Source organism: Streptomyces sp. SAJ15 (assembly GCF_007595705.1).
GTDB lineage: Bacteria > Actinomycetota > Actinomycetes > Streptomycetales > Streptomycetaceae > Streptomyces.
On the sequence record NZ_NISY01000003.1, the window covers coordinates 129,987 to 147,903 of the forward strand.

The following is a 17,917-nucleotide window of genomic DNA, read 5'->3' on the forward strand; positions in this document are numbered from 1 at the left end:
GAAGGGCGGCGAAGGGCGAAGGGCGGGGCTTAGGTGGCGTCCACCGGGACCAGGAAGCCCTGCTCGACCAGGAGCCGTATCGACGCCGGCGTGCGATCCCGCAGCAGCACCGCGTCCTCGCCGATGAGCTGGGAGATGGCGTCCAGAATGCGACCCGCGCTCAGCGTCCCGTCGCACACTCCGGCGAAGCCCGCGCCGACCGTGTCGACCTTCGTCGCCCGCCGCATGCCGCGGTTCTGCCGCAGCACCACGTGCTCCGGGTCCTCCGCTCCGGGCAGCCCGACCTGCTCCTGCACGACCTCGTCGGCCAGCCGGAAGCGCCCGGCGAGCAGCGCCGCGTCGTCGTGCGTCCGCAGGAAGTCCTGCCGGTCGAAGTGGGCGGCGACGGCTCCGCCGAGCGGCTGCTCGACGGGGTGCGGCCACTCCTCCACCGTCACCGAGGGGCGCTCCGCGCCCGACTTGCGCAGCGTGATCCAGCCAAATCCGACCGCCTTCGTCTTGCGGGCCTCGAACTCCTCCAGCCAGGCGTCGTAGCGGGCCGCGTACCGCGCGGGGTCGCCGAGGTGGTCGCCGGCGTCGCGCAGCCACAGCTCGGCGTACTGCGTGACGTCCTGCACCTCGCGCTGCACGATCCAGGCGTCGCAGCCGCTGGGTACCCAGGACCGCAGCCGGTCGTGCCAGTCCTCGCCTTCGACGTGCTGCCAGTTGGCCAGCAGCTGGCACCAGCCGCCGTCGTTGAGGTGGGCGGCGGACTGCCGCACCAGCGACTCGCACAGCGCGTCCCCGCCCAGTCCCCCGTCCCGGTAGACGAGCCGGGCGCCGGGAGAGATGACGAAGGGCGGGTTGGACACGATGAGGTCGTACGTCTCCTCACCGACTGGCTCGAAGAGCGAGCCCTCCCGGAAGTCGGCCTCGGGGGCGCCCGACAGAGCCAGCGTCAGCCGCGCGATGTGCAGCGCGCGGGGGTTGAGGTCGGTGGCGGTGACCCGCGTGGCGTGCTGGGCGGCGTGCAGCGCCTGGATGCCGGAGCCGGTGCCGAGGTCGAGCGCCTTCGCCACAGGGGTGCGGACGGTGATGCCGGCGAGGGTGGTGGAGGCGCCGCCGACACCGAGGACGAGCTGCGAGCGGTCCACGTCCGTGCGGTGGCCGCCGATGCCTCCGGCGCCGCCGACCGCGCAGCCCAGGTCGGAGACGATCCACCAGTCCTGGCCCTCCGGCCCTCCGTACGGACGGATGTCGACGACCGCCCGTACGCCCTCCCCCGACGGGACCGGCGCGGGCGCCAGCCAACCGTCGGCGAGGCAGTCCGCGACGGGCAGCACGGCGCCCGCGCGATCCCGCGGAACCGCCTCCTGGAGCAGGAAGAGCCGCACCAGCGTCTCCAACGGGCCGCCGCCACGCGTGGCGCGCTCGGCCGGAACGGTCTCGGCTCGCGCGAGGGCGGCGTAGGCGGGCGCGCCCAGCAGGTCGAGCAGGCCGTCGGCGGTGAAGTCGGCCGCCAGCAGCGCGTCCCGGAGACGGGCGGTGCGCGCGGGGTCAGGGGACGGCAGGCGGCTGGACAGGTGCGTACTCACGGACCCATTGTCAGGGCAACCGCCGACAATCAGCGACGACGCGGTCGACATGGGCCAGGACGGGCGTACGCGGCGAGACTCTTGGGACTCGAACGGCGACCGCGACCGACCACCGCGACCGACCACGGGTGCTCTGATGAAGCGGAGGCGAACACCGACGCGCGGCGATCGGTGGCCGCCTCGGCGGCCGTCGGGCGTCGGCCGTCGGCTGGGGCACCGCCGTACGCGATGACGCGCGAGGCCGCCGCCCACAGGCTCCGATCCCGACGCGCCTCCCCAGACGCCGCCGTGACCCCAGACGCCGCCGACCCGAAGGGCTTCGGCCCGAAGGGCGTCGATCCGAACGGCCTCGGCCCGAACGGCGTCGGTGCGCACACGGCCATCCGGGCAGTACCGCGACACCGCTCGGGGCGCGATGCCGGACGCGCGACACCGCGCGGTACGTCAGCGGTACGCGACAGTGGTGCGCGAGAACGGACGACCCACGCCCGCGCGGGTGCGCCACACCGCCCGGGTAGGGCGCACCGCACAGGGGCGCGGCGCCGCCACGTCGGTCACCACGCCCGCCGTCACGTCCGCCGGCATGGCCGACCGCATGGCCGACCACATGGCCGCGACGGCGTGCGACCGCGGTGGCAGCGTGCACGCGGCGCGGCCCCGCGGCGCCACAGCGCCACGGAACCCGCGGCGCTGGGGGACCCGCGGGGCCGCGAGCGTGGCGTCAGGAGCCGGCGGGCGCCGGAGTGGGCGTGCTGCGCTGGCAGCCGGTCTGCTTGGTCATCGCCTGGCCGATCTCGCCTTCCTGCAGCTTCTGCAGCGCCTCGTCACCCGACTGGCTGATCGTCTTGAGCTCCTTGGCGATGCCGTTGAGCCCCTCGGCGAACTTCGCCTTGTCCGCGGCGTCCAGCTTGTCGACGGTCGTCTTGAGGTTCTGGTAGGCCTTGGCCGTTTCGTTGAGCTCCTTGACGGCCGCCTCCTTGGTCTTCTCGCCGTCGTCGACGGGCGGGGCGCCGGCCTTGTTCACGGCCTTGCCGAGCGCGGTGTAGGCGTCGGAGATCTTCTGGAAGGCCATCGAGTCCGTCTGCTGAAGCTTCTTGGCGTCCGGCTCGTCCTCGGCGTCCTGAATGGCGGCGTTGGCGCTCTGAATGCTCTTCAGGTGCGGCTGCGCCGCGTCGCAGAACGTCTTGGCCCAGTCGTTGACCTTGTCGCTCTTCTCGCTCTCGTCGTTGCAGCCGGTCAGCGCCAGTACGAGTGCCGCACCGCCGGACAGTGCCGCCGCAAGCTTCTTGTTCACCGGATTGGTCCCTTCCATGGCTCTCGGCCCCGGAACATACACGTCTGAAGCGCGGCGGCCGTCAGTCGGGCATCTGGTACGACCACTTTTGAAGCCATTTGCACCAAGCCAGGTGTGTGATGGAACTCGTCATACGGACGGGCGGAAACAAACAGGCGGGCAGCGCGCCAATGCGCACTGCCCGCCCGCCGGTTGGAACCTAGGACACCACCGCCGGGTCGGCCTGCTGGGCCACCCGCTCGGCGTTGCCTTCGTCACCCACCGCGATGCCACGCCGCTTGGAGACGTACACCGCACCGATGATGATCACGATGGCCAGGACGGCGATCCCCGCCCGCAGCCCCGGATTCGCGTCGTCGCCGTAGCTGAACTTCACGACCGCCGGCGCGATCAGCAGCGCCACCAGGTTCATCACCTTCAGCAGCGGGTTGATCGCGGGGCCCGCGGTGTCCTTGAACGGGTCGCCGACGGTGTCGCCGATCACCGTGGCCGCGTGCGCCTCGCTGCCCTTGCCGCCATGGTGGCCGTCCTCCACCAGCTTCTTCGCGTTGTCCCAGGCGCCGCCGGAGTTCGCCAGGAAGACCGCCATCAGCGTTCCGGTGCCGATCGCGCCGGCGAGGAACGAGCCGAGCGCGCCGACGCCGAGCGCGAAGCCGACGGTGATGGGGGCCATGACCGCCAGCAGGCCCGGGGTGGCCAGTTCGCGCAGCGCGTCCTTGGTGCAGATGTCCACCACCCGCCCGTACTCGGGCTTCTCGCTGTAGTCCATGATCCCGGGCTTCTCCCGGAACTGCCGCCGGACCTCGAAGACCACCGCGCCCGCCGACCGCGACACCGCGTTGATCGCCAGCCCGGAGAAGAGGAAGACGACGGCCGCGCCGAGCACCAGCCCGACCAGGTTGTTCGGCTGCGAGATGTCCAGGCTCAGGTTCATCTCTCCGGCCACCTGCACGCCCACCTCGTCGATCGCCTCGGCGATGGCGTCGCGGTACGAGCCGAAGAGCGCGGCCGCCGCCAGCACCGCGGTGGCGATGGCGATGCCCTTGGTGATGGCCTTGGTGGTGTTGCCGACGGCGTCCAGGTCGGTGAGCACCTGCGCGCCGGAACCCTCCACGTCACCGGACATCTCGGCGATGCCCTGCGCGTTGTCGGAGACCGGACCGAAGGTGTCCATGGCGACGATGACGCCGACGGTGGTCAACAGGCCGGTGCCGGCGAGCGCGACCGCGAACAGCGCCAGCATGATGCTGGAGCCGCCGAGCAGGAACGCGCCGTAGACGCCGAGTCCGATCAGCGCCGCCGAGTAGACCGCCGACTCCAGACCGATGGAGATGCCGGAGAGCACGACCGTGGCCGGCCCGGTCAGCGAGGTCTTGCCGATGTCGCGCACCGGCCGCCGGTTGGTCTCGGTGAAGTAACCGGTCAGCTGCTGGATGAGCGCTGCCAGCAGGATGCCGATGCCGACCGAGACCAGCGCCAGGATCCGCGGGTCCCCGGAGTGAGTGAGGATCTCGTCGTCCGTGACCCCGTCCAAGTCGGCGTAGGAGGAGGGCAGATAGGCGAAGACGGCACCCGCGACCAACACCAGGGAGATCACGGCGGAGATGAAGAAGCCGCGGTTGATCGCGGTCATACCGCTGCGGTCGGACCGCCGGGGCGCCACCGCGAAGATGCCGATCATGGCCGTGACCACGCCGATCGCCGGAACGAGCAGCGGGAAGGCGAGCCCGGAGTCGCCGAAGGCGACCTTGCCGAGGATCAGCGCGGCGACCAGGGTCACGGCGTACGACTCGAAGAGGTCGGCCGCCATGCCCGCGCAGTCACCGACGTTGTCGCCCACGTTGTCCGCGATGGTCGCGGCGTTGCGCGGATCGTCCTCCGGAATGCCCTTCTCCACCTTGCCCACCAGGTCGGCGCCGACATCGGCCGCCTTGGTGAAGATGCCACCGCCGACCCTCATGAACATCGCGATGAGCGCGGCACCCAGGCCGAAGCCCTCCAGCACCTTGGGCGCGTCCGCCGCGTAGACCAGCACCACACTCGAGGCGCCCAGCAGGCCGAGGCCCACCGTGAACATGCCGACCACGCCGCCCGTACGGAATGCGATCTTCATAGCCCGGTGCGCGACGTCCGTCAGATCCTTGGCCGGTTCGCCCTTCGCGGGTGTCGCCTCACGGGCGGCGGCCGCCACCCGCACATTGCTGCGCACCGCGAGCCACATCCCGATATAGCCGGTGGCCGCCGAGAATCCCGCGCCGATCAGAAAGAACACCGAACGCCCGATGCGCTGCGACCAGTTGTCCGCCGGCAGCAGCATGAGCAGGAAGAACACGACGACGGCGAAACCGCCGAGGGTCCGCAACTGCCGTGCCAGATAGGCGTTAGCGCCTTCTTGCACGGCTGCGGCGATCTTCTTCATGTTGTCCGTGCCCTCGCCGGCCGCGAGCACTTGTCGTACGAGCACCAGCGCGACCGCGAGCGCCGCAACCGCGACGGCGGCGATCACCAGCACGATCACACGATTGCCGTCGGTCAGCTCCGCGGCGGCCAGGGTTGGGGGAAGGTCCAGCTGATGAGGGGTGAGAGGCCCCGCCATTCGTCCTCCTTGACGTTTGGCACATGGGCGCGCAGCGGTTCCGCGACCGCAGAACAGCCGCCACGCTCAGGCGTCCTGAGCTCGAGATGTGGACGGATTGTAGGGAGCCGTACTAGATCAAAACAGGGCGCCGCAAAGGGAATTCGCCTGCACCAGCGATGATCAATAGGTTTGCGCTCCGGGAATTCCCCCGGATGAAGGAAGCGTCGCAATTCGCTGACGATCAACCAGGGTGGCTCTTGAAATGATCAAACAAGGATCTCAACACCCGATGATCACCAGGTGTGGAACGCAGCTCCGACACGCCAGACAGCCCCGAAAACCACCCGTCGGAGTGGATTGCCGGAGCGGACCGAAGCGATGCCGACGCGCTCCGAGACGGGGGGCGCGAGATGCGACACGAGGCCCGCGACTACGGTCGGCGAGAGGCTCGGCTACGTGGCGTAACGGCTCATTGCGGACGATCGATCGGCACCCGGGAACGCGGTCGGCCCAACGGTCCGGACATCGAGACCCCAGGACGCCGGGCGGGCGCGCGTACGGGACGGCTCGCAGAATCCCCGTGGGGGCGACCAGGGCGGCCGAGGCGGCACAACCCGGCCCGGATGGCGGAACGGCGGCGGAGTGGCACCCCATGGCCGGAGGGAGGCCGGTGAGCGGCCCTACGGGGCACAGGGGGCGCGGTGGCGTGGCGCGTGGCGGTGGTGTGTGGCGCGTGCGTGTGAGCCAACCGGGTACGACCGCCGGGCCGAGCCGCCGGCACCGCGCGCGTGAGAACGCCCGACTACGGACGGCGTGGGCACGGTGCGGACTAGGCGATCACGCCCGCGGGCGCGGGATGACGCCGCCGGCCGCGGGCGGGATTACGGCAGCACCGGCGCGGGTGTGGTGGGCCAACTCATCCGGATGACGCCGCCGGCTTCGGTGGCCGAGACCTCGACGTCGTCGACGAGCCCGCTGATGACCGCCAGGCCCATCTCGTCCTCACTCTCGGCAGCGGCCTCGCTCGGCCCCGTAGGCGGGCCGTCCGGGCCACCGGGCGCGCCGGCCCCGGCAGCGGGGCCGTGCGGCACCTCGTCGCCGACCTCGATCGAGAACCTCTTCTCGTCCTCGATCAGCACGACCCGGACCGGGGCGGCCAGCCGGTTGCTGCGATGCAGCCCCACAGCGCGGCTGCACGCCTCACCGACGGCGAGCCGCACCTCGTCGAGCACTGCCTCGTCCACCCCTGCCCTGCGCGCCACCGCCGCCGCGACCAGGCGTGCGGTCCTGACATGCTCCGGCAGGGCGCTGAAGCGGAGTTCGACGGTGGCCATGCCATCCCCCTCGGACGTACGGGCTGCATCCCAGGGGGCCGGGCGACTGCACCCGGTACCCCCTGCTGTCTTCCCGCGGCTGCCGACTAAAGGCACTTACTAATCTAGTCAAACGCCTCAGTCGGTGGCCGCAACGGCGTCCTCGACCGAGGTGTGGATCGGAAACACCTTGGTCAGGCCGGTGATGCGGAAGATCTTGAGAATGCGCTCCTGGTTGCAGACCAGGCGCAGAGAGCCCTCGTGGGCCCGGACTCGCTTGAGCCCGCCGACGAGGACGCCCAGCCCGGTGGAGTCGAGGAAGTCGACGCCCTCCATGTCGACGACCAGGTGGTAGTTGCCGTCGTTGACAAGCTCGACCAGCTGCTCGCGCAGCTTGGGCGCGGTGTATACATCAATCTCGCCACCGACCTCGACGACCGTGCGGTCGCCAACGGTCCGGGTCGACAGGGACAGGTCCACGGATCCTCCAGCACCTTGCATCGAGCGGTCGCCCCCCATGGATCGGCAGCCGCGATGGCATTCAATCACTTACGGCAGGCGTGCACGACGCCTTGAGCCCATTGTCCGTCACTCCGGTGACACACTCGGTGTCAATGGCGCACAACCAACTCCCGCGGCACGCGGGCATACGCCCCTCCCCCCGGTCCATCCTGGACCAGCTGACCGGCGGGAGCGATCGGGCTACGCGCATCACTCATATGGAGCACTTGCCCCCGCGGTCCGGAAGCCATGCCCCCTGGCCTCAGGAGATCCGACCGGAAGTGGTCGACGCCTTCCGGGCCTGCGGAATCGAACACCCGTGGGTGCACCAGGCGCGTACCGCCGAGTACGCGCTGCGCGGCGAGTCCGTCGTGGTCGCCACCGGCACCGCCTCCGGGAAGTCGCTCGCCTACCTCGCCCCCGTCCTCAGCGCCCTGCTGGACGGCGCGGAGGCCCCGGGACGGCGGGGAGCGACCGCGCTCTACCTGTCGCCCACCAAGGCCCTCGCCGCCGATCAGCGGCGCGCCGTGAGCGAACTGGCCGCGCCGCTCGGCCACGCCGTGCGTCCCGCGGTCTACGACGGCGACACCCCGGTCGAAGAGCGCGAGTGGGTCCGGAACCACGCGAACTACGTGCTCACCAACCCGGACATGCTGCACCGCGCGATCCTGCCCGGCCACGCCCGCTGGTCCTCCTTCCTGCGCGCGCTGCGCTACGTGGTGATCGACGAGTGCCACACCTACCGCGGCGTGTTCGGCTCGCACGTCGCCCAGGTGCTGCGCAGGCTGCGCCGCGTCTGCGCCCGCTATGGCTCCACCCCCGTCTTCCTGCTCGCCTCCGCCACCGCCGCCGACCCGGCCCGCGCGGCGACCCGGCTGACCGGACTGCCGGTCGCGGAGATCACCGAGGACGCCTCGCCCCGCGGTGAGCTGGTCTTCGCGCTGTGGGAACCGCCCCTCACCGAGCTGCACGGCGAGCGCGGCGCCCCGGTGCGCCGCACCGCCACCGCCGAGTCGGCCGACCTGCTCACCGACCTCGCCGTCCAGGGGGTCCGGACCGTCACCTTCGTACGGTCCCGACGCGGCGCCGAGCTCATCGCGCTGATCGCCCAGGAGCGCCTCGCCGCCGTCGACCGCTCACTCCCCTCCCGCGTCGCCGCCTACCGGGGCGGCTACCTCCCCGAGGAGCGGCGTTCCCTGGAGCGGGCCCTGCACTCCGGCAGGCTGCTCGGGCTCGCCGCGACCACCGCGCTCGAACTCGGCATGGACATCGCCGGTCTCGACGCCGTGGTCCTCGCGGGCTACCCGGGCACCCGCGCGTCCCTGTGGCAGCAGGCCGGCCGGGCCGGGCGCACCGGCCAGGGCGCGCTGGCGGTCCTGGTGGCCCGGGACGACCCGCTGGACACCTATCTCGTCCACCACCCGGACGCCCTGTTCCGGCAGCCGGTGGAGTCCACCGTCCTCGACCCGGACAACCCGTACGTGCTCGCGCCCCACCTGTGCGCGGCCGCGGCCGAACTGCCCCTCACCGAGGCCGACCTGGAGCTCTTCGGCCCCGCGGCAGCCGAACTGATGCCGCAACTGGAGCAGCGCAGGCTCCTGCGACGCCGGGCGACCGCCTGGCACTGGACCCGCCGCGAGCGCGCCGCCGACCTCACCGACATCCGGGGCGCGGGCGGCAAGCCGATCCAGGTCGTGGAGGCCGAGACCGGGCGGCTGTTGGGCACCGTGGACGCCGCGGCGGCCCACACCACCGTGCACGACGGCGCCGTCCACCTGCACCAGGGCCGCTCCTACCTGGTCCGGCGGCTCGACCTCGACGACGCCGTCGCTCTGGTCGAGGAGGCCGACCCGCCGTACACGACGACGGCCCGCGACACCACCTCCGTCTCCATCCTGGAGACCACCACCGAAGTGCCGTGGGGTGACGCACGGCTCTGCTTCGGCTCGGTCGAGGTCACCAACCAGGTCGTCTCCTATCTGCGTCGAAAGCTGATCACCGGCGAGGTCCTCGGCGAGTCCAAGCTGGACCTGCCGCCCCGGACGCTCCGCACCCGTGCCGTGTGGTGGACGGTCACCGAGGGCCAGCTGGACGACGCGCTCGTGCCCCCGGAGGCACTCGGCGGCGCGCTCCACGCCGCCGAGCACGCCTCCATCGGCATGCTGCCCCTCTTCGCCACCTGCGACCGCTGGGACATCGGCGGCGTCTCGATCCCGCTCCACCCGGACACGCTGCTGCCGACCGTCTTCGTCTACGACGGCCACCCCGGCGGTGCGGGCTTCGCCGAGCGCGCCTTCCACACCGCCGCCCGATGGCTCACCGCGACCCGCGAGGCCATCGCCTCCTGCGAGTGCGACTCCGGCTGCCCGTCGTGCATCCAGTCGCCCAAGTGCGGCAACGGCAACGACCCGCTCGACAAGAAGGCCGCCATTCGGCTGCTCACCACCCTCCTCGCCGGCGCCCCCTCCGCCGCCCCTGAGTCCGACTCCGACTCCGGTGCCGACTCCGGCGCCGGCTCCGGCTGAAGCCTCCCGTCGGGACATCGCCTCACCCCGGGCGGGAGGCGGCACCGTCGCGGCCCGCGGCCGGCCCCGATGGCCACCGCCGTGGGAGATCACCGAAGCGGGGCGAGGTCAGGGGTCCTCGGGCGGGATCGCGCTCGGTGGACCGGCCCGGGAGCGCACCCGTGGCGCGAACGGCCCGGCGCGGGCCTCGGCCGTGAGGTCCGCGATCTCGCCACGCACCTCGCACCGCACCACACGCGTCCCCTGCGCGGCGGCCACCCGCCGAGCCAGGCCACAGGCCGCGCGCGGGCCCTCCAGCGCGTGGTCGGCCGCCGCGAGGGCCGCCAGGTCGGCCGCGCCGCCCGCGCGGTGCCGGGCCACCATGACCTGGCCGAACACCATCAGCCCCGCGAAGAGGGCGCACAGCGCCGTGGCGGCCACCGCGACCCAGACCGTGGCCGAGCCGCGGTCGTCGGTACGGCTCATGACCCCGCCTCCCCCACCGTGTCCTCAGCCAGCGCCACCGCCTCTCCCTGCAGCCGCACCGCCAGCGGGCCCGGTCCGGCCGCGTGGGCCACCACCCGCACCCGCACCAGGTCGCCCTCGCGACGCACCACGACCTGCGCGCCGCGCGGAGCGGCCGAGCGGGCGGCGGCCACGGCAGCCGCCGTCGGCTCGGACCGCGCGGCCGCACGAGCCCCGGCACGTGCCGCGTCCACACACTGCATCTGCGCCGAGGCGGCCATCAGGCCCCAGATCAGGGCGACCGCGAAGAGCACCAGCACCGGGGTGGCGACTGCCGCCTCCGCCGTGATGAACCCGCTGTCGGAGGTCGGACCCTCGGGGCCGGCCGCACCGGGTGTCGCGTCGGTGCGGCCGGAGGCGCCGGAGGCGTCAGAACGGGGCATCGAGCGCCCTCTCGATCAGGGATTGCAGCGCACCGCTGACCGTCCCACCGGTCACCACGCGGTAGAGCACGGCGGCGAAGGCACATGCCGCCAGCGTGCCGACCGCGTACTCCGCGGTGGCCATCCCGGCGTCCGCACGCGCCCTCAGGCCGGTCGCGATCTCCGCATACCGCCGGGCACACCATCGATTGACCATCACATCCCCTTTCAGATCGCGACCTTGTGTCGCATCGGTTCGACTCGTCGGATCGCGCGTGGACCCACGCGCGCCGTCTCACACATGCCGGCTGTTCACGCTGTCGACAGGGGCGCTGCCGCGCGAACGCAGCCCCACGCACGCCATCTCGCGCGTTCTTTCTCGCCGGCCGTCTCACATGTCACTCCGCCGGCCGTCTCATAGGTCACTCCACCGGCCGTCAGATGCCTCGGGTCAGACCGTCGGTCAGCCCGATCACCACCGGCACGACCGCGATCAGCAGAAAGGCGGGCAGGAAGCACAGCCCCAGCGGGATCACCGCCCGCGCCCTCGCCTTTCCGGCTCGTTCGGTCGCCTCCCTCCCTTGTTCGGCCCGGCAGTCGGCGGCCAGCCGGGAGACCGTCTCGACCACGGGCGAGCCGGTGGCTCCGGCCCGCTCGAGGCACCGGGCCAGCGGGCCGGCACCGGGCAGCGCGGCCAGGCGCCCCCAGGCGTGGGCCGGGTCACCCCCCAGCCGCAGTTCGGCGGCGGCCTGCGCGAGCCGCTCGCCGACCGGACCGCGCAGCGACCGGCCGACGGCCTCCGCCGCCTCCCTCGGGCCGGCGCCAGCGGCCAGGCAGGCGGCCAGCAGATCGGCGGCCAGGGGCAGCTGGGGCGCGACGCGCCCCCCATGGCCCGCGGGCTCGTCCTGGAGCGCTCGGTTGCGCCGCTGCCACCGGGTGACGCCGTACGCCGCGGCCAGCCCCAGCGCGCCGCCCCAGACGCCGCCGACGAGGGCGACACAGCTCAAGGCGGCGGCCACCGCCGGCAACCGGCGTCGGAGGGCGGTCGCGCGGGCGCCGTGGAGCCATCGGCCGCGGGGTGCCGCTCGGGCCCGCCGACGTCCACGTTCCGCTTCGGCGCCGAGGGCGCGGGTCACCCGCCGCCGCGCGGCGCGCTCCCGCCGGGCTTCCGCCACGGCCATCGCCGTGCACAGCAGAGCAGCCGCGGCCGACACCGCCATCCCCAGCCTGTGGACAAACTCGCCGCTCATCGGCTCCCCTCCGTCGTCTCCGGGACGGCCGCGGCCCGCAGCACCCGCGCGGTGAGGGCGACTCCCGCCCACTCCAGGAGCCCACCCGTCAGCAGACACGCCAGCCCGGCGGGGGTGTGCAGCAACACACGCAGCGGATCGGCGCCCATTCCGCTGCCCAGCAGCAGCGCGACCACGGGGAGCAGGGCGAGGATGGCGCTCGTCGTGCGCTGCGACGCCAACTGCGCCCGCAGGTGCTCGCGCCGGTCCCGCTCGGCACGCAGCGCCACGCCCACCCGGTCCAGCCCGGCGGCCAGTCCCGCGCCGCCGTCGACCGCGACCTGCCAGCACGCCGCGATCCCGGTGAGCCCCTCCGCGCCGGGCGCCCGCGCGGCCCGGCGCAATTCCCGGGGCACGTCCCCACCGAAGCGGGCGGCCGCCCGCACCAGGGGCCAGTGCCGTCCGAGGCCGTCCGCCGACACGGCCAACAGCGCCTCCCCCGGCTGTCGTCCGGCTCTCAGCTCCCCTGCGACCGCCCCGCACAACTCGATCACCTCGGCGGTCCGGCGCTCGCGCTCCCGGCGCCGCTCCCGCGCCCGCCGCCAGCGCCCCACGGCCGGTACGGCGGCGGTGGCGCCGAGCAACGGGAGCGGCGAGGCGCCCCACAGGGCGATCAGGCAGCCGGCCGGCAGACAGAGCACCTCGGGGCCCAGCCGCCCGCTGGATCGGGCACGCCAGCGGTCGCGTGCCGCGGCGGCCAGGCCGGCCAGCCGGACCGCGGGCTGTCGGGAGTCGGTCCGCGAGCCCTCCGCGGGCGCCGCGCCGCTTCCGGCGAACATCAGCCGGGCCCGGCGCAGTTCGTGCTCGCGCCCGCCCATGAGCCACGCCGCGGCGCCCGCGCAGAGGACCGCCGCGTACAGCGGCAGCGTGTCCGTCACCGCCCCCACGCCCGTCATGCGGCACTCCCGCCCCGCTCGCACAGCCGCTGGAGGCGCTGCCAGCCGGGCGCCCGCTCCAGCCCGTCCGGGCCCCACACGGCCGCCGGCACCGTCGTCACCAGCCCCGCCCGATCGCGCTTCAGCACATGCAGCTCGGCGATCCGCCGCCGGCCGCCCCGGTCCCGCACGAGGTGAACCAGGACCGACAGCGCCGCCGCGAGCTGGCTGTGCAGCGCCGCGCGGTCGAGTCCGGCGGTGGAGCCGAGCGCCTCCAGCCGGGCGGGGACATCGGCCGCCGCGTTGGCGTGCACGGTCCCGCTGCCCCCTTCGTGGCCCGTGTTCAGGGCCGCCAGGAGCTCCAGGACCTCGGCACCGCGCACCTCGCCGACGACGAGCCGGTCCGGCCGCATGCGGAGGGCCTGCCGCACCAGGTCCCGGAGCGTCACCTGGCCGCGGCCCTCCTGGTTGGCCGGGCGCGTCTCCAGTCGCACCACGTGGGGGTGGTCGGGCCGCAGCTCCGCCGAGTCCTCCGCCAGGACGATCCGCTCACTCGGCCCGACCAGGCCCAGCAGGGTGCTCAGCAGCGTGGTCTTCCCGGAGCCGGTGCCGCCGCTGATCAGGTACGAGAGCCGGGCCTCCAACATCGCGCGGAGCAGCCGCTCGCCCTCCGGTCGCACGGTCCCCGCCGCCACCAGCTCGGCGAGTGAGAAGGCGCGCGGCCGCACCACCCGCAGCGACAGGCAGGTCGAGCCGACGGCCACCGGCGGCAGGACGGCGTGCAGTCGGGTGCCGTCGGGAAGCCGGGCGTCCACCCACGGCCGGGCGTCGTCCAGCCGCCGTCCGGCAACCGCGGCGAGCCGCTGGGCCAACCGGCGGATCGCGGCCGCGTCGGGGAAGCGGACGTCGGTCCGCTCCAGCCCGGTCCCGCGGTCCACCCACACCTCATGGGGCGCGGTGACCAGGACGTCGGTGACATCGGGTGCGGCGAGGAGCGGCTCCAGCGGACCGGCGCCGACCAGTTCGGAGCGCAACGCGGCGACGACGCCGAGCACCTCGGTGTCGCCGAGCAGCCGGCCCTCCTCGCGGAGGGCGGCGGCCACCCGCGCGGGCGTCGCCTCCGCCCCGCTCTCGGCCAGCCGCAGCCGTACGGCGTCCAACAGCTCCATCCGCTCCGGTCCCGGTTGCGTGCTGACGCTCATGTCGCGCCCCCTCCGGCGCCGGGCAGCGCCCGGGCCCAGAACTCCGCGCAGAACCGGGCGAGCGGCCCGCGGGCACCGGCACCTGGCGGCTGCCCGCCGTCCAGCGCCTCCGGCAGCCCGGGCTCCTGGGGCACCTCGCCGGCCAGCGGCAGGCCGAGCAACCGCGCGATCTCCTCGTCGTCCAAGCCCTCGGCGTACGGCCCACGGACGACGGCCCGCAGATCACGCAGCAGCGCCGGGCTCAGGGACGCCGCCACCCGGTGGGCGGCCGCGATGGCGCGCAGTTCCGCGGGCACCACCAGCAGTCCCAGATCCAGCTGGGCGAGCGCCTCGGCCGCCGCCTCGTCGATCCGCCGGGGCAGGTCCACCACCACGACCCCACCGCGCCGCCGGGCGGCCGCCAGCACCGACCGCATGGCGGCGGGTGGGATGGCCACCGAGTCGCCGCGGTCCCAGCTGAGCACCCGCAGGGCGTGCAGCTCCGGCAGCGACTCCTCCAGCGCGCTTCCGGCGACGCGCCCGCGCGACGCCGCGAAGGCCGGCCACCGCAGCCCCTCCGCGCTCTCTCCGCCGAGCAGCACGTCCAGGCCCCCGCCCAGCGGGTCGGCGTCGATGAGCATGGTGCGCCGCCCCGCGCGGGCGGCCGTCACCGCCAGAGCACAGGCGAGGGTGCTCGCCCCCGCACCGCCACGGCCCCCGATGACGCCGAGGGTGAGGGCCTGGAGACCCGTGCCCTCCGCGGCGTCGGCGATCCGGTCCACCAGCCATGTCTCGTCGTCCGGCAGGAACAGCACATGGTCGGCCCCCAGATCCACCGCGCGCCGCCAGATGCCCTGGTCGTCGAGGTCCCGTCCGATGAGGAGGAGGCCGGTCCGGCGCGGGAACCCGCGCAGTCCGGCGGCACAGTCGTCGCCGACCAGAATCAGCGGCGCCCCTTCCCAACTTCCGCGATGCGCGGATGAGCCGAGGGCCACTTCGGGCCCGGCTCCGGCCGCCGCACACAATCGCAAAAGGTCGTCGAGAAGCTCGTCGTCCTCCGTGACGATCAGCGGTCTGGCCTGCCGCCCATCTGTAGGCACAACCCGTTCGGGCGTGTTGGATCCCGCCACGGTCCCCTCCCCATCTCGTTACGCGCTTTCACGTCCGCGAACAGCACGCGCGAACGCCGACGAGAATCACCGTGCGGCGATCCGGGAAATCTTGGGGATCTTGGTCCAAATCTGTGGACAACTCATCAGTTGTGAATATCTCAATCACCTATACCGGTGACTTCCGGAGAGCACTCTAGCGATTACCCACAGTTACCGAGCAGGATCAAGGGGCCGGTACGGCGCTTGGGGCCGAATGGGAGGCGGAAGATCCGATGAGAATGGCGAAAACGCACCCGGACATGCGACGACCCCCGCCGGGGGGGAGAGCGGGGGTCGTCCCCACGGCCGACTCGGGGGGGGAGGAGTCGGACCGGGTTAGCACGGTCGCGAACGATCCGTGACTTCCATGGTGTACCCGAAGGCCTTCTCAGGCAAACCCACGCGCCCCAGCTTACGCCGAATGGAGGGCCCCTATGCTCAGGCTCGTGGAAAACCACTCCTTGCCGCGCACAGCCGCCTTCTTTGACCTGGACAAGACGGTCATTGCGAAGTCGAGCACTCTCACGTTCAGCAAGTCCTTCTACCAAGGCGGACTGATCAACCGCCGCGCCGTACTTCGGACCGCGTTCGCGCAGTTCGTCTTCCTTGCGGGAGGTGCGGACCACGAGCAGATGGAGCGGTTGCGCGAGTACCTCTCGGCGCTCTGCCGCGGCTGGAACGTGCAGCAGGTGCGCGAGCTCGTCGCGGAAACTCTGCACGACCTGATCGACCCGATCATCTACGACGAGGCCGCCTCGCTGATCGAGGAACACCATGCCGCCGGCCGCGACGTCGTGATCGTCAGCACCTCCGGCGCCGAGGTCGTGGAGCCGATCGGCGAGCTGCTCGGCGCCGACCGGGTGATCGCCACGCGCATGGTCGTCGAGGACGGGGTCTTCACCGGCGAGGTGGAGTACTACGCCTATGGCCCCACCAAGGCGGAGGCCATCGCCGAGCTCGCCGAGACCGAGGGGTACGACCTGGCGCGCTGCTACGCCTACAGCGACTCGGTGACCGATATCCCGATGCTGGAATCGGTCGGCCACCCGCACGCCGTGAATCCGGACCGGGCCCTGCGCCGCGAGGCGATCGCCCGCGACTGGCCCGTTCTCTCCTTCAGCCGCCCGGTCCGCCTCAAGCAGCGCCTCCCCTCGTTGTCGATGCCGCCGCGGCCGGTCCTGGTGGCCGCCGCTGTGGGCGCGGCCGCGGCCACCGCGGGCCTGGTCTGGTACGCCAGTCGGCGCCGGGGGCCGTATGTAGGCGTTTGACGGGAAAAGCAAAGATCTGCGCCGAGGGGTTCCGCTTCGCCCCGGGCAGGAGTAGAAAGGACTTGACGGCCCGCGAGACCAGGGGTATCCGGGAGGATCTCCCCGAACGCACCAAGGCCCCACGGACCGAGCAGGAACGTCGGGCACCCACGCGACGTCGACCCGTCGATTACGGGCCAGCCGCACCAGGTGACGGGCAAAGTACCCGGCCTGATGGGCAAATATCGAGGACGCTTGGTAACCCGGCGGACGTGCCAGCGGCGGTACCGGTTTCGGTACCGCCGCAGCCCTGCCCGGAACGTATGACTCCTGCCCGGGACGTATGACCTCTGCCCGAGGCGCATGACCCTGTGCGGGGCGTACGGCTTCCGTTCGGGCCCGTCCGAAGCGAAGGGTTCCCTGCGAGGCGTACGGCCTCAACACGCGGGTGCGTCGCCCCAGAAGACCGAAAGGCCGCCCGGCCTCGGCGGCGATCCAGCGCCCGCTCCCGACTCGAAGCGAGCGCGCCCCCGGAGGTCCCCAGGTAGGAACGAACCGCCCGACGGGGGCGAAACCGGCGCACGCCGCCTCGCCGGCCCGGGCGACACGGCCGCGCCCGGACACCCCGTCCCAACACCCCGTCGGGCGAGGGCCCTCGAGGACGGCCGACCACGGCCTGCCGCGGTCAGGCGGCTCCGCGCTGGAGGGCCTCGCACACCGCCGTGCTCTCCCGTACGCCCAGCTCAACGGCGCGCCCGCAGTGTGCGATCCAGGCCGCCATGCCCTCCGGAGTGCCGGACGCGTAACCCTCCAGCGCGGCGACGTACGCCTCACGCCCCAGCTCCGCGTGACCGACCTCGGCCGGGCAGATCGACTTGGGGTCCAACCCACTGTCGATCAGCACGATGCGCTCGGCGGCCCGGGCGACCAGGCCGTTGTGCGAGGCGAAGGGCCGCAGGGCGAGCAGCTCGCCGTGCACCACGGCGGCCTTGACCAGCGCCGGCGCCGAGCCGCCCGCCAGCAGCAGCCGCGCCAGCCCGTCGAGCCGTCCCGCCATCTCCTGCGCGTCCGGCAGCGCCAGCGTCACCAGCGGCTCGTTCACCGGTTCGGCGGCCTGCCGGGGCCGGCCCACGGTGTCGTCGGGGGCCGCCCCACCGGCCGCCACCAGGTGCAGCCTGGCCAGCACCCGCAGCGGGGACTGGCGCCAGACGCTGAGCAGCTGCCCCGCCTCCGCGGTCAGCCGGAGCGCCGCGCCCACGGTGCGCGGCTCACCCTCCGCGCCGAAGTCGGTGCGGCGACGCACCTCTTCGAGCGCCCAGTCGGCGCCCGCCAGCGCCGCCGAGGCACGCGCGGCGCGCAGTGCCGCCTCGGAGGTCACCTCGTTGCTGCGGCGGCGCATCACGCGGTGTCCGTAGACCCGGTCCACCGCCGTGCGCACGGCCTCCACCGAGTCGGCCACGCCGGGCAGGGCGCCGAGGGCGGCGAGCGGATCAGCTGTCCTACTACTCATGGGTACGACACTA

General features: G+C 73.1%; 15 protein-coding genes. 2 read left to right on the plus strand and 13 right to left on the minus strand.

Going from position 1 to position 17,917, the window contains the following annotated elements:
• Positions 1 to 29: 29 nt before the first annotated feature.
• The 5 genes from CD790_RS10680 to bldG all read right to left on the minus strand — a co-directional run bounded on the left by CD790_RS10680 (position 30) and on the right by bldG (position 7,239).
• Complete coding sequence (locus tag CD790_RS10680) at positions 30 to 1,625, minus strand: methyltransferase (protein ID WP_399217298.1); 1,596 nt, start codon at positions 1,623 to 1,625, stop codon at positions 30 to 32.
• Positions 1,626 to 2,295: 670 nt separating this feature from the next.
• On the minus strand, positions 2,296 to 2,868 hold the full coding sequence (locus CD790_RS10685; protein ID WP_260867488.1) for a small secreted protein: 573 nt from the start codon (positions 2,866 to 2,868) through the stop codon (positions 2,296 to 2,298).
• A 199-nt stretch (positions 2,869 to 3,067) separates the two neighbouring features.
• Complete coding sequence (locus tag CD790_RS10690) at positions 3,068 to 5,464, minus strand: sodium-translocating pyrophosphatase (RefSeq protein ID WP_144382952.1); 2,397 nt, start codon at positions 5,462 to 5,464, stop codon at positions 3,068 to 3,070.
• Positions 5,465 to 6,327: 863 nt separating this feature from the next.
• Entirely contained in the window at positions 6,328 to 6,780 is a 453-nt protein-coding gene (locus tag CD790_RS10700; RefSeq protein WP_144382954.1) for an ATP-binding protein, read from the minus strand.
• A 117-nt stretch (positions 6,781 to 6,897) separates the two neighbouring features.
• Complete coding sequence (bldG, locus tag CD790_RS10705; protein ID WP_144382955.1) at positions 6,898 to 7,239, minus strand: anti-sigma factor antagonist BldG; 342 nt, start codon at positions 7,237 to 7,239, stop codon at positions 6,898 to 6,900.
• A 134-nt stretch (positions 7,240 to 7,373) separates the two neighbouring features.
• Between bldG and CD790_RS10710 the strand changes: the two genes are divergently transcribed.
• On the plus strand, positions 7,374 to 9,785 hold the full coding sequence (locus CD790_RS10710) for a DEAD/DEAH box helicase (protein WP_260867489.1): 2,412 nt from the start codon (positions 7,374 to 7,376) through the stop codon (positions 9,783 to 9,785).
• A gap of 108 nt (positions 9,786 to 9,893) precedes the next feature.
• On the opposite strand, the gene CD790_RS10715 is transcribed toward CD790_RS10710, so the two are convergent.
• The 7 genes from CD790_RS10715 to ssd all read right to left on the minus strand — a co-directional run bounded on the left by CD790_RS10715 (position 9,894) and on the right by ssd (position 15,126).
• Positions 9,894 to 10,250, minus strand: a complete 357-nt coding sequence (locus CD790_RS10715) for an Rv3654c family TadE-like protein (RefSeq protein WP_144382957.1) — start codon at positions 10,248 to 10,250, stop codon at positions 9,894 to 9,896.
• Positions 10,247 to 10,672 (minus strand): TadE family type IV pilus minor pilin, encoded by a 426-nt coding sequence (locus tag CD790_RS10720; RefSeq protein WP_144382958.1) that lies wholly within the window; start codon positions 10,670 to 10,672, stop codon positions 10,247 to 10,249. The genes CD790_RS10715 and CD790_RS10720 overlap by 4 nt, the downstream gene beginning before the upstream one ends.
• Entirely contained in the window at positions 10,659 to 10,868 is a 210-nt protein-coding gene (locus CD790_RS10725) for a DUF4244 domain-containing protein (RefSeq protein ID WP_144382959.1), read from the minus strand. The genes CD790_RS10720 and CD790_RS10725 overlap by 14 nt, the downstream gene beginning before the upstream one ends.
• 220 nt (positions 10,869 to 11,088) lie before the next feature.
• A complete protein-coding gene (locus CD790_RS10730) occupies positions 11,089 to 11,901 on the minus strand; it encodes a type II secretion system F family protein (RefSeq protein WP_144382960.1) in 813 nt (270 codons plus the stop codon).
• Positions 11,898 to 12,836 carry a type II secretion system F family protein gene (locus CD790_RS10735; RefSeq protein WP_144382961.1) on the minus strand — a complete coding sequence of 313 codons (939 nt, stop codon included), beginning with the start codon at positions 12,834 to 12,836 and terminating at the stop codon, positions 11,898 to 11,900. Before CD790_RS10735 ends, CD790_RS10730 begins: the two co-directional genes overlap by 4 nt.
• Positions 12,833 to 14,017 carry a TadA family conjugal transfer-associated ATPase gene (locus CD790_RS10740; RefSeq protein ID WP_260867490.1) on the minus strand — a complete coding sequence of 395 codons (1,185 nt, stop codon included), beginning with the start codon at positions 14,015 to 14,017 and terminating at the stop codon, positions 12,833 to 12,835. Before CD790_RS10740 ends, CD790_RS10735 begins: the two co-directional genes overlap by 4 nt.
• Positions 14,014 to 15,126 carry a septum site-determining protein Ssd gene (ssd, locus tag CD790_RS10745; protein WP_144382962.1) on the minus strand — a complete coding sequence of 371 codons (1,113 nt, stop codon included), beginning with the start codon at positions 15,124 to 15,126 and terminating at the stop codon, positions 14,014 to 14,016. The genes CD790_RS10740 and ssd overlap by 4 nt, the downstream gene beginning before the upstream one ends.
• A gap of 455 nt (positions 15,127 to 15,581) precedes the next feature.
• On the opposite strand from ssd, the gene CD790_RS10750 reads away from it, so the two are divergent.
• On the plus strand, positions 15,582 to 16,415 hold the full coding sequence (locus tag CD790_RS10750) for an HAD family phosphatase (protein WP_144382963.1): 834 nt from the start codon (positions 15,582 to 15,584) through the stop codon (positions 16,413 to 16,415).
• A gap of 664 nt (positions 16,416 to 17,079) precedes the next feature.
• Here CD790_RS10750 and CD790_RS10755 read toward each other — a convergent pair.
• Positions 17,080 to 17,904 carry a Fic family protein gene (locus CD790_RS10755; RefSeq protein WP_144382964.1) on the minus strand — a complete coding sequence of 275 codons (825 nt, stop codon included), beginning with the start codon at positions 17,902 to 17,904 and terminating at the stop codon, positions 17,080 to 17,082.
• Positions 17,905 to 17,917: the final 13 nt, after the last annotated feature.

Coding starts and splice junctions, on each gene's coding strand:
- CD790_RS10725 (WP_144382959.1), bottom strand. CDS start 10,868: ATGGTCAATCGATGGTGTGCCCGGCGGTATGCGGAGATCGCGACCGGC.
- CD790_RS10690 (WP_144382952.1), bottom strand. CDS start 5,464: ATGGCGGGGCCTCTCACCCCTCATCAGCTGGACCTTCCCCCAACCCTG.
- CD790_RS10750 (WP_144382963.1), top strand. CDS start 15,582: ATGCTCAGGCTCGTGGAAAACCACTCCTTGCCGCGCACAGCCGCCTTC.
- CD790_RS10680 (WP_399217298.1), bottom strand. CDS start 1,625: ATGTCGACCGCGTCGTCGCTGATTGTCGGCGGTTGCCCTGACAATGGG.
- CD790_RS10730 (WP_144382960.1), bottom strand. CDS start 11,901: ATGAGCGGCGAGTTTGTCCACAGGCTGGGGATGGCGGTGTCGGCCGCG.
- CD790_RS10755 (WP_144382964.1), bottom strand. CDS start 17,904: ATGAGTAGTAGGACAGCTGATCCGCTCGCCGCCCTCGGCGCCCTGCCC.
- CD790_RS10720 (WP_144382958.1), bottom strand. CDS start 10,672: ATGCCCCGTTCTGACGCCTCCGGCGCCTCCGGCCGCACCGACGCGACA.
- CD790_RS10710 (WP_260867489.1), top strand. CDS start 7,374: ATGGCGCACAACCAACTCCCGCGGCACGCGGGCATACGCCCCTCCCCC.
- CD790_RS10700 (WP_144382954.1), bottom strand. CDS start 6,780: ATGGCCACCGTCGAACTCCGCTTCAGCGCCCTGCCGGAGCATGTCAGG.
- CD790_RS10715 (WP_144382957.1), bottom strand. CDS start 10,250: ATGAGCCGTACCGACGACCGCGGCTCGGCCACGGTCTGGGTCGCGGTG.
- CD790_RS10735 (WP_144382961.1), bottom strand. CDS start 12,836: ATGACGGGCGTGGGGGCGGTGACGGACACGCTGCCGCTGTACGCGGCG.
- CD790_RS10740 (WP_260867490.1), bottom strand. CDS start 14,017: ATGAGCGTCAGCACGCAACCGGGACCGGAGCGGATGGAGCTGTTGGAC.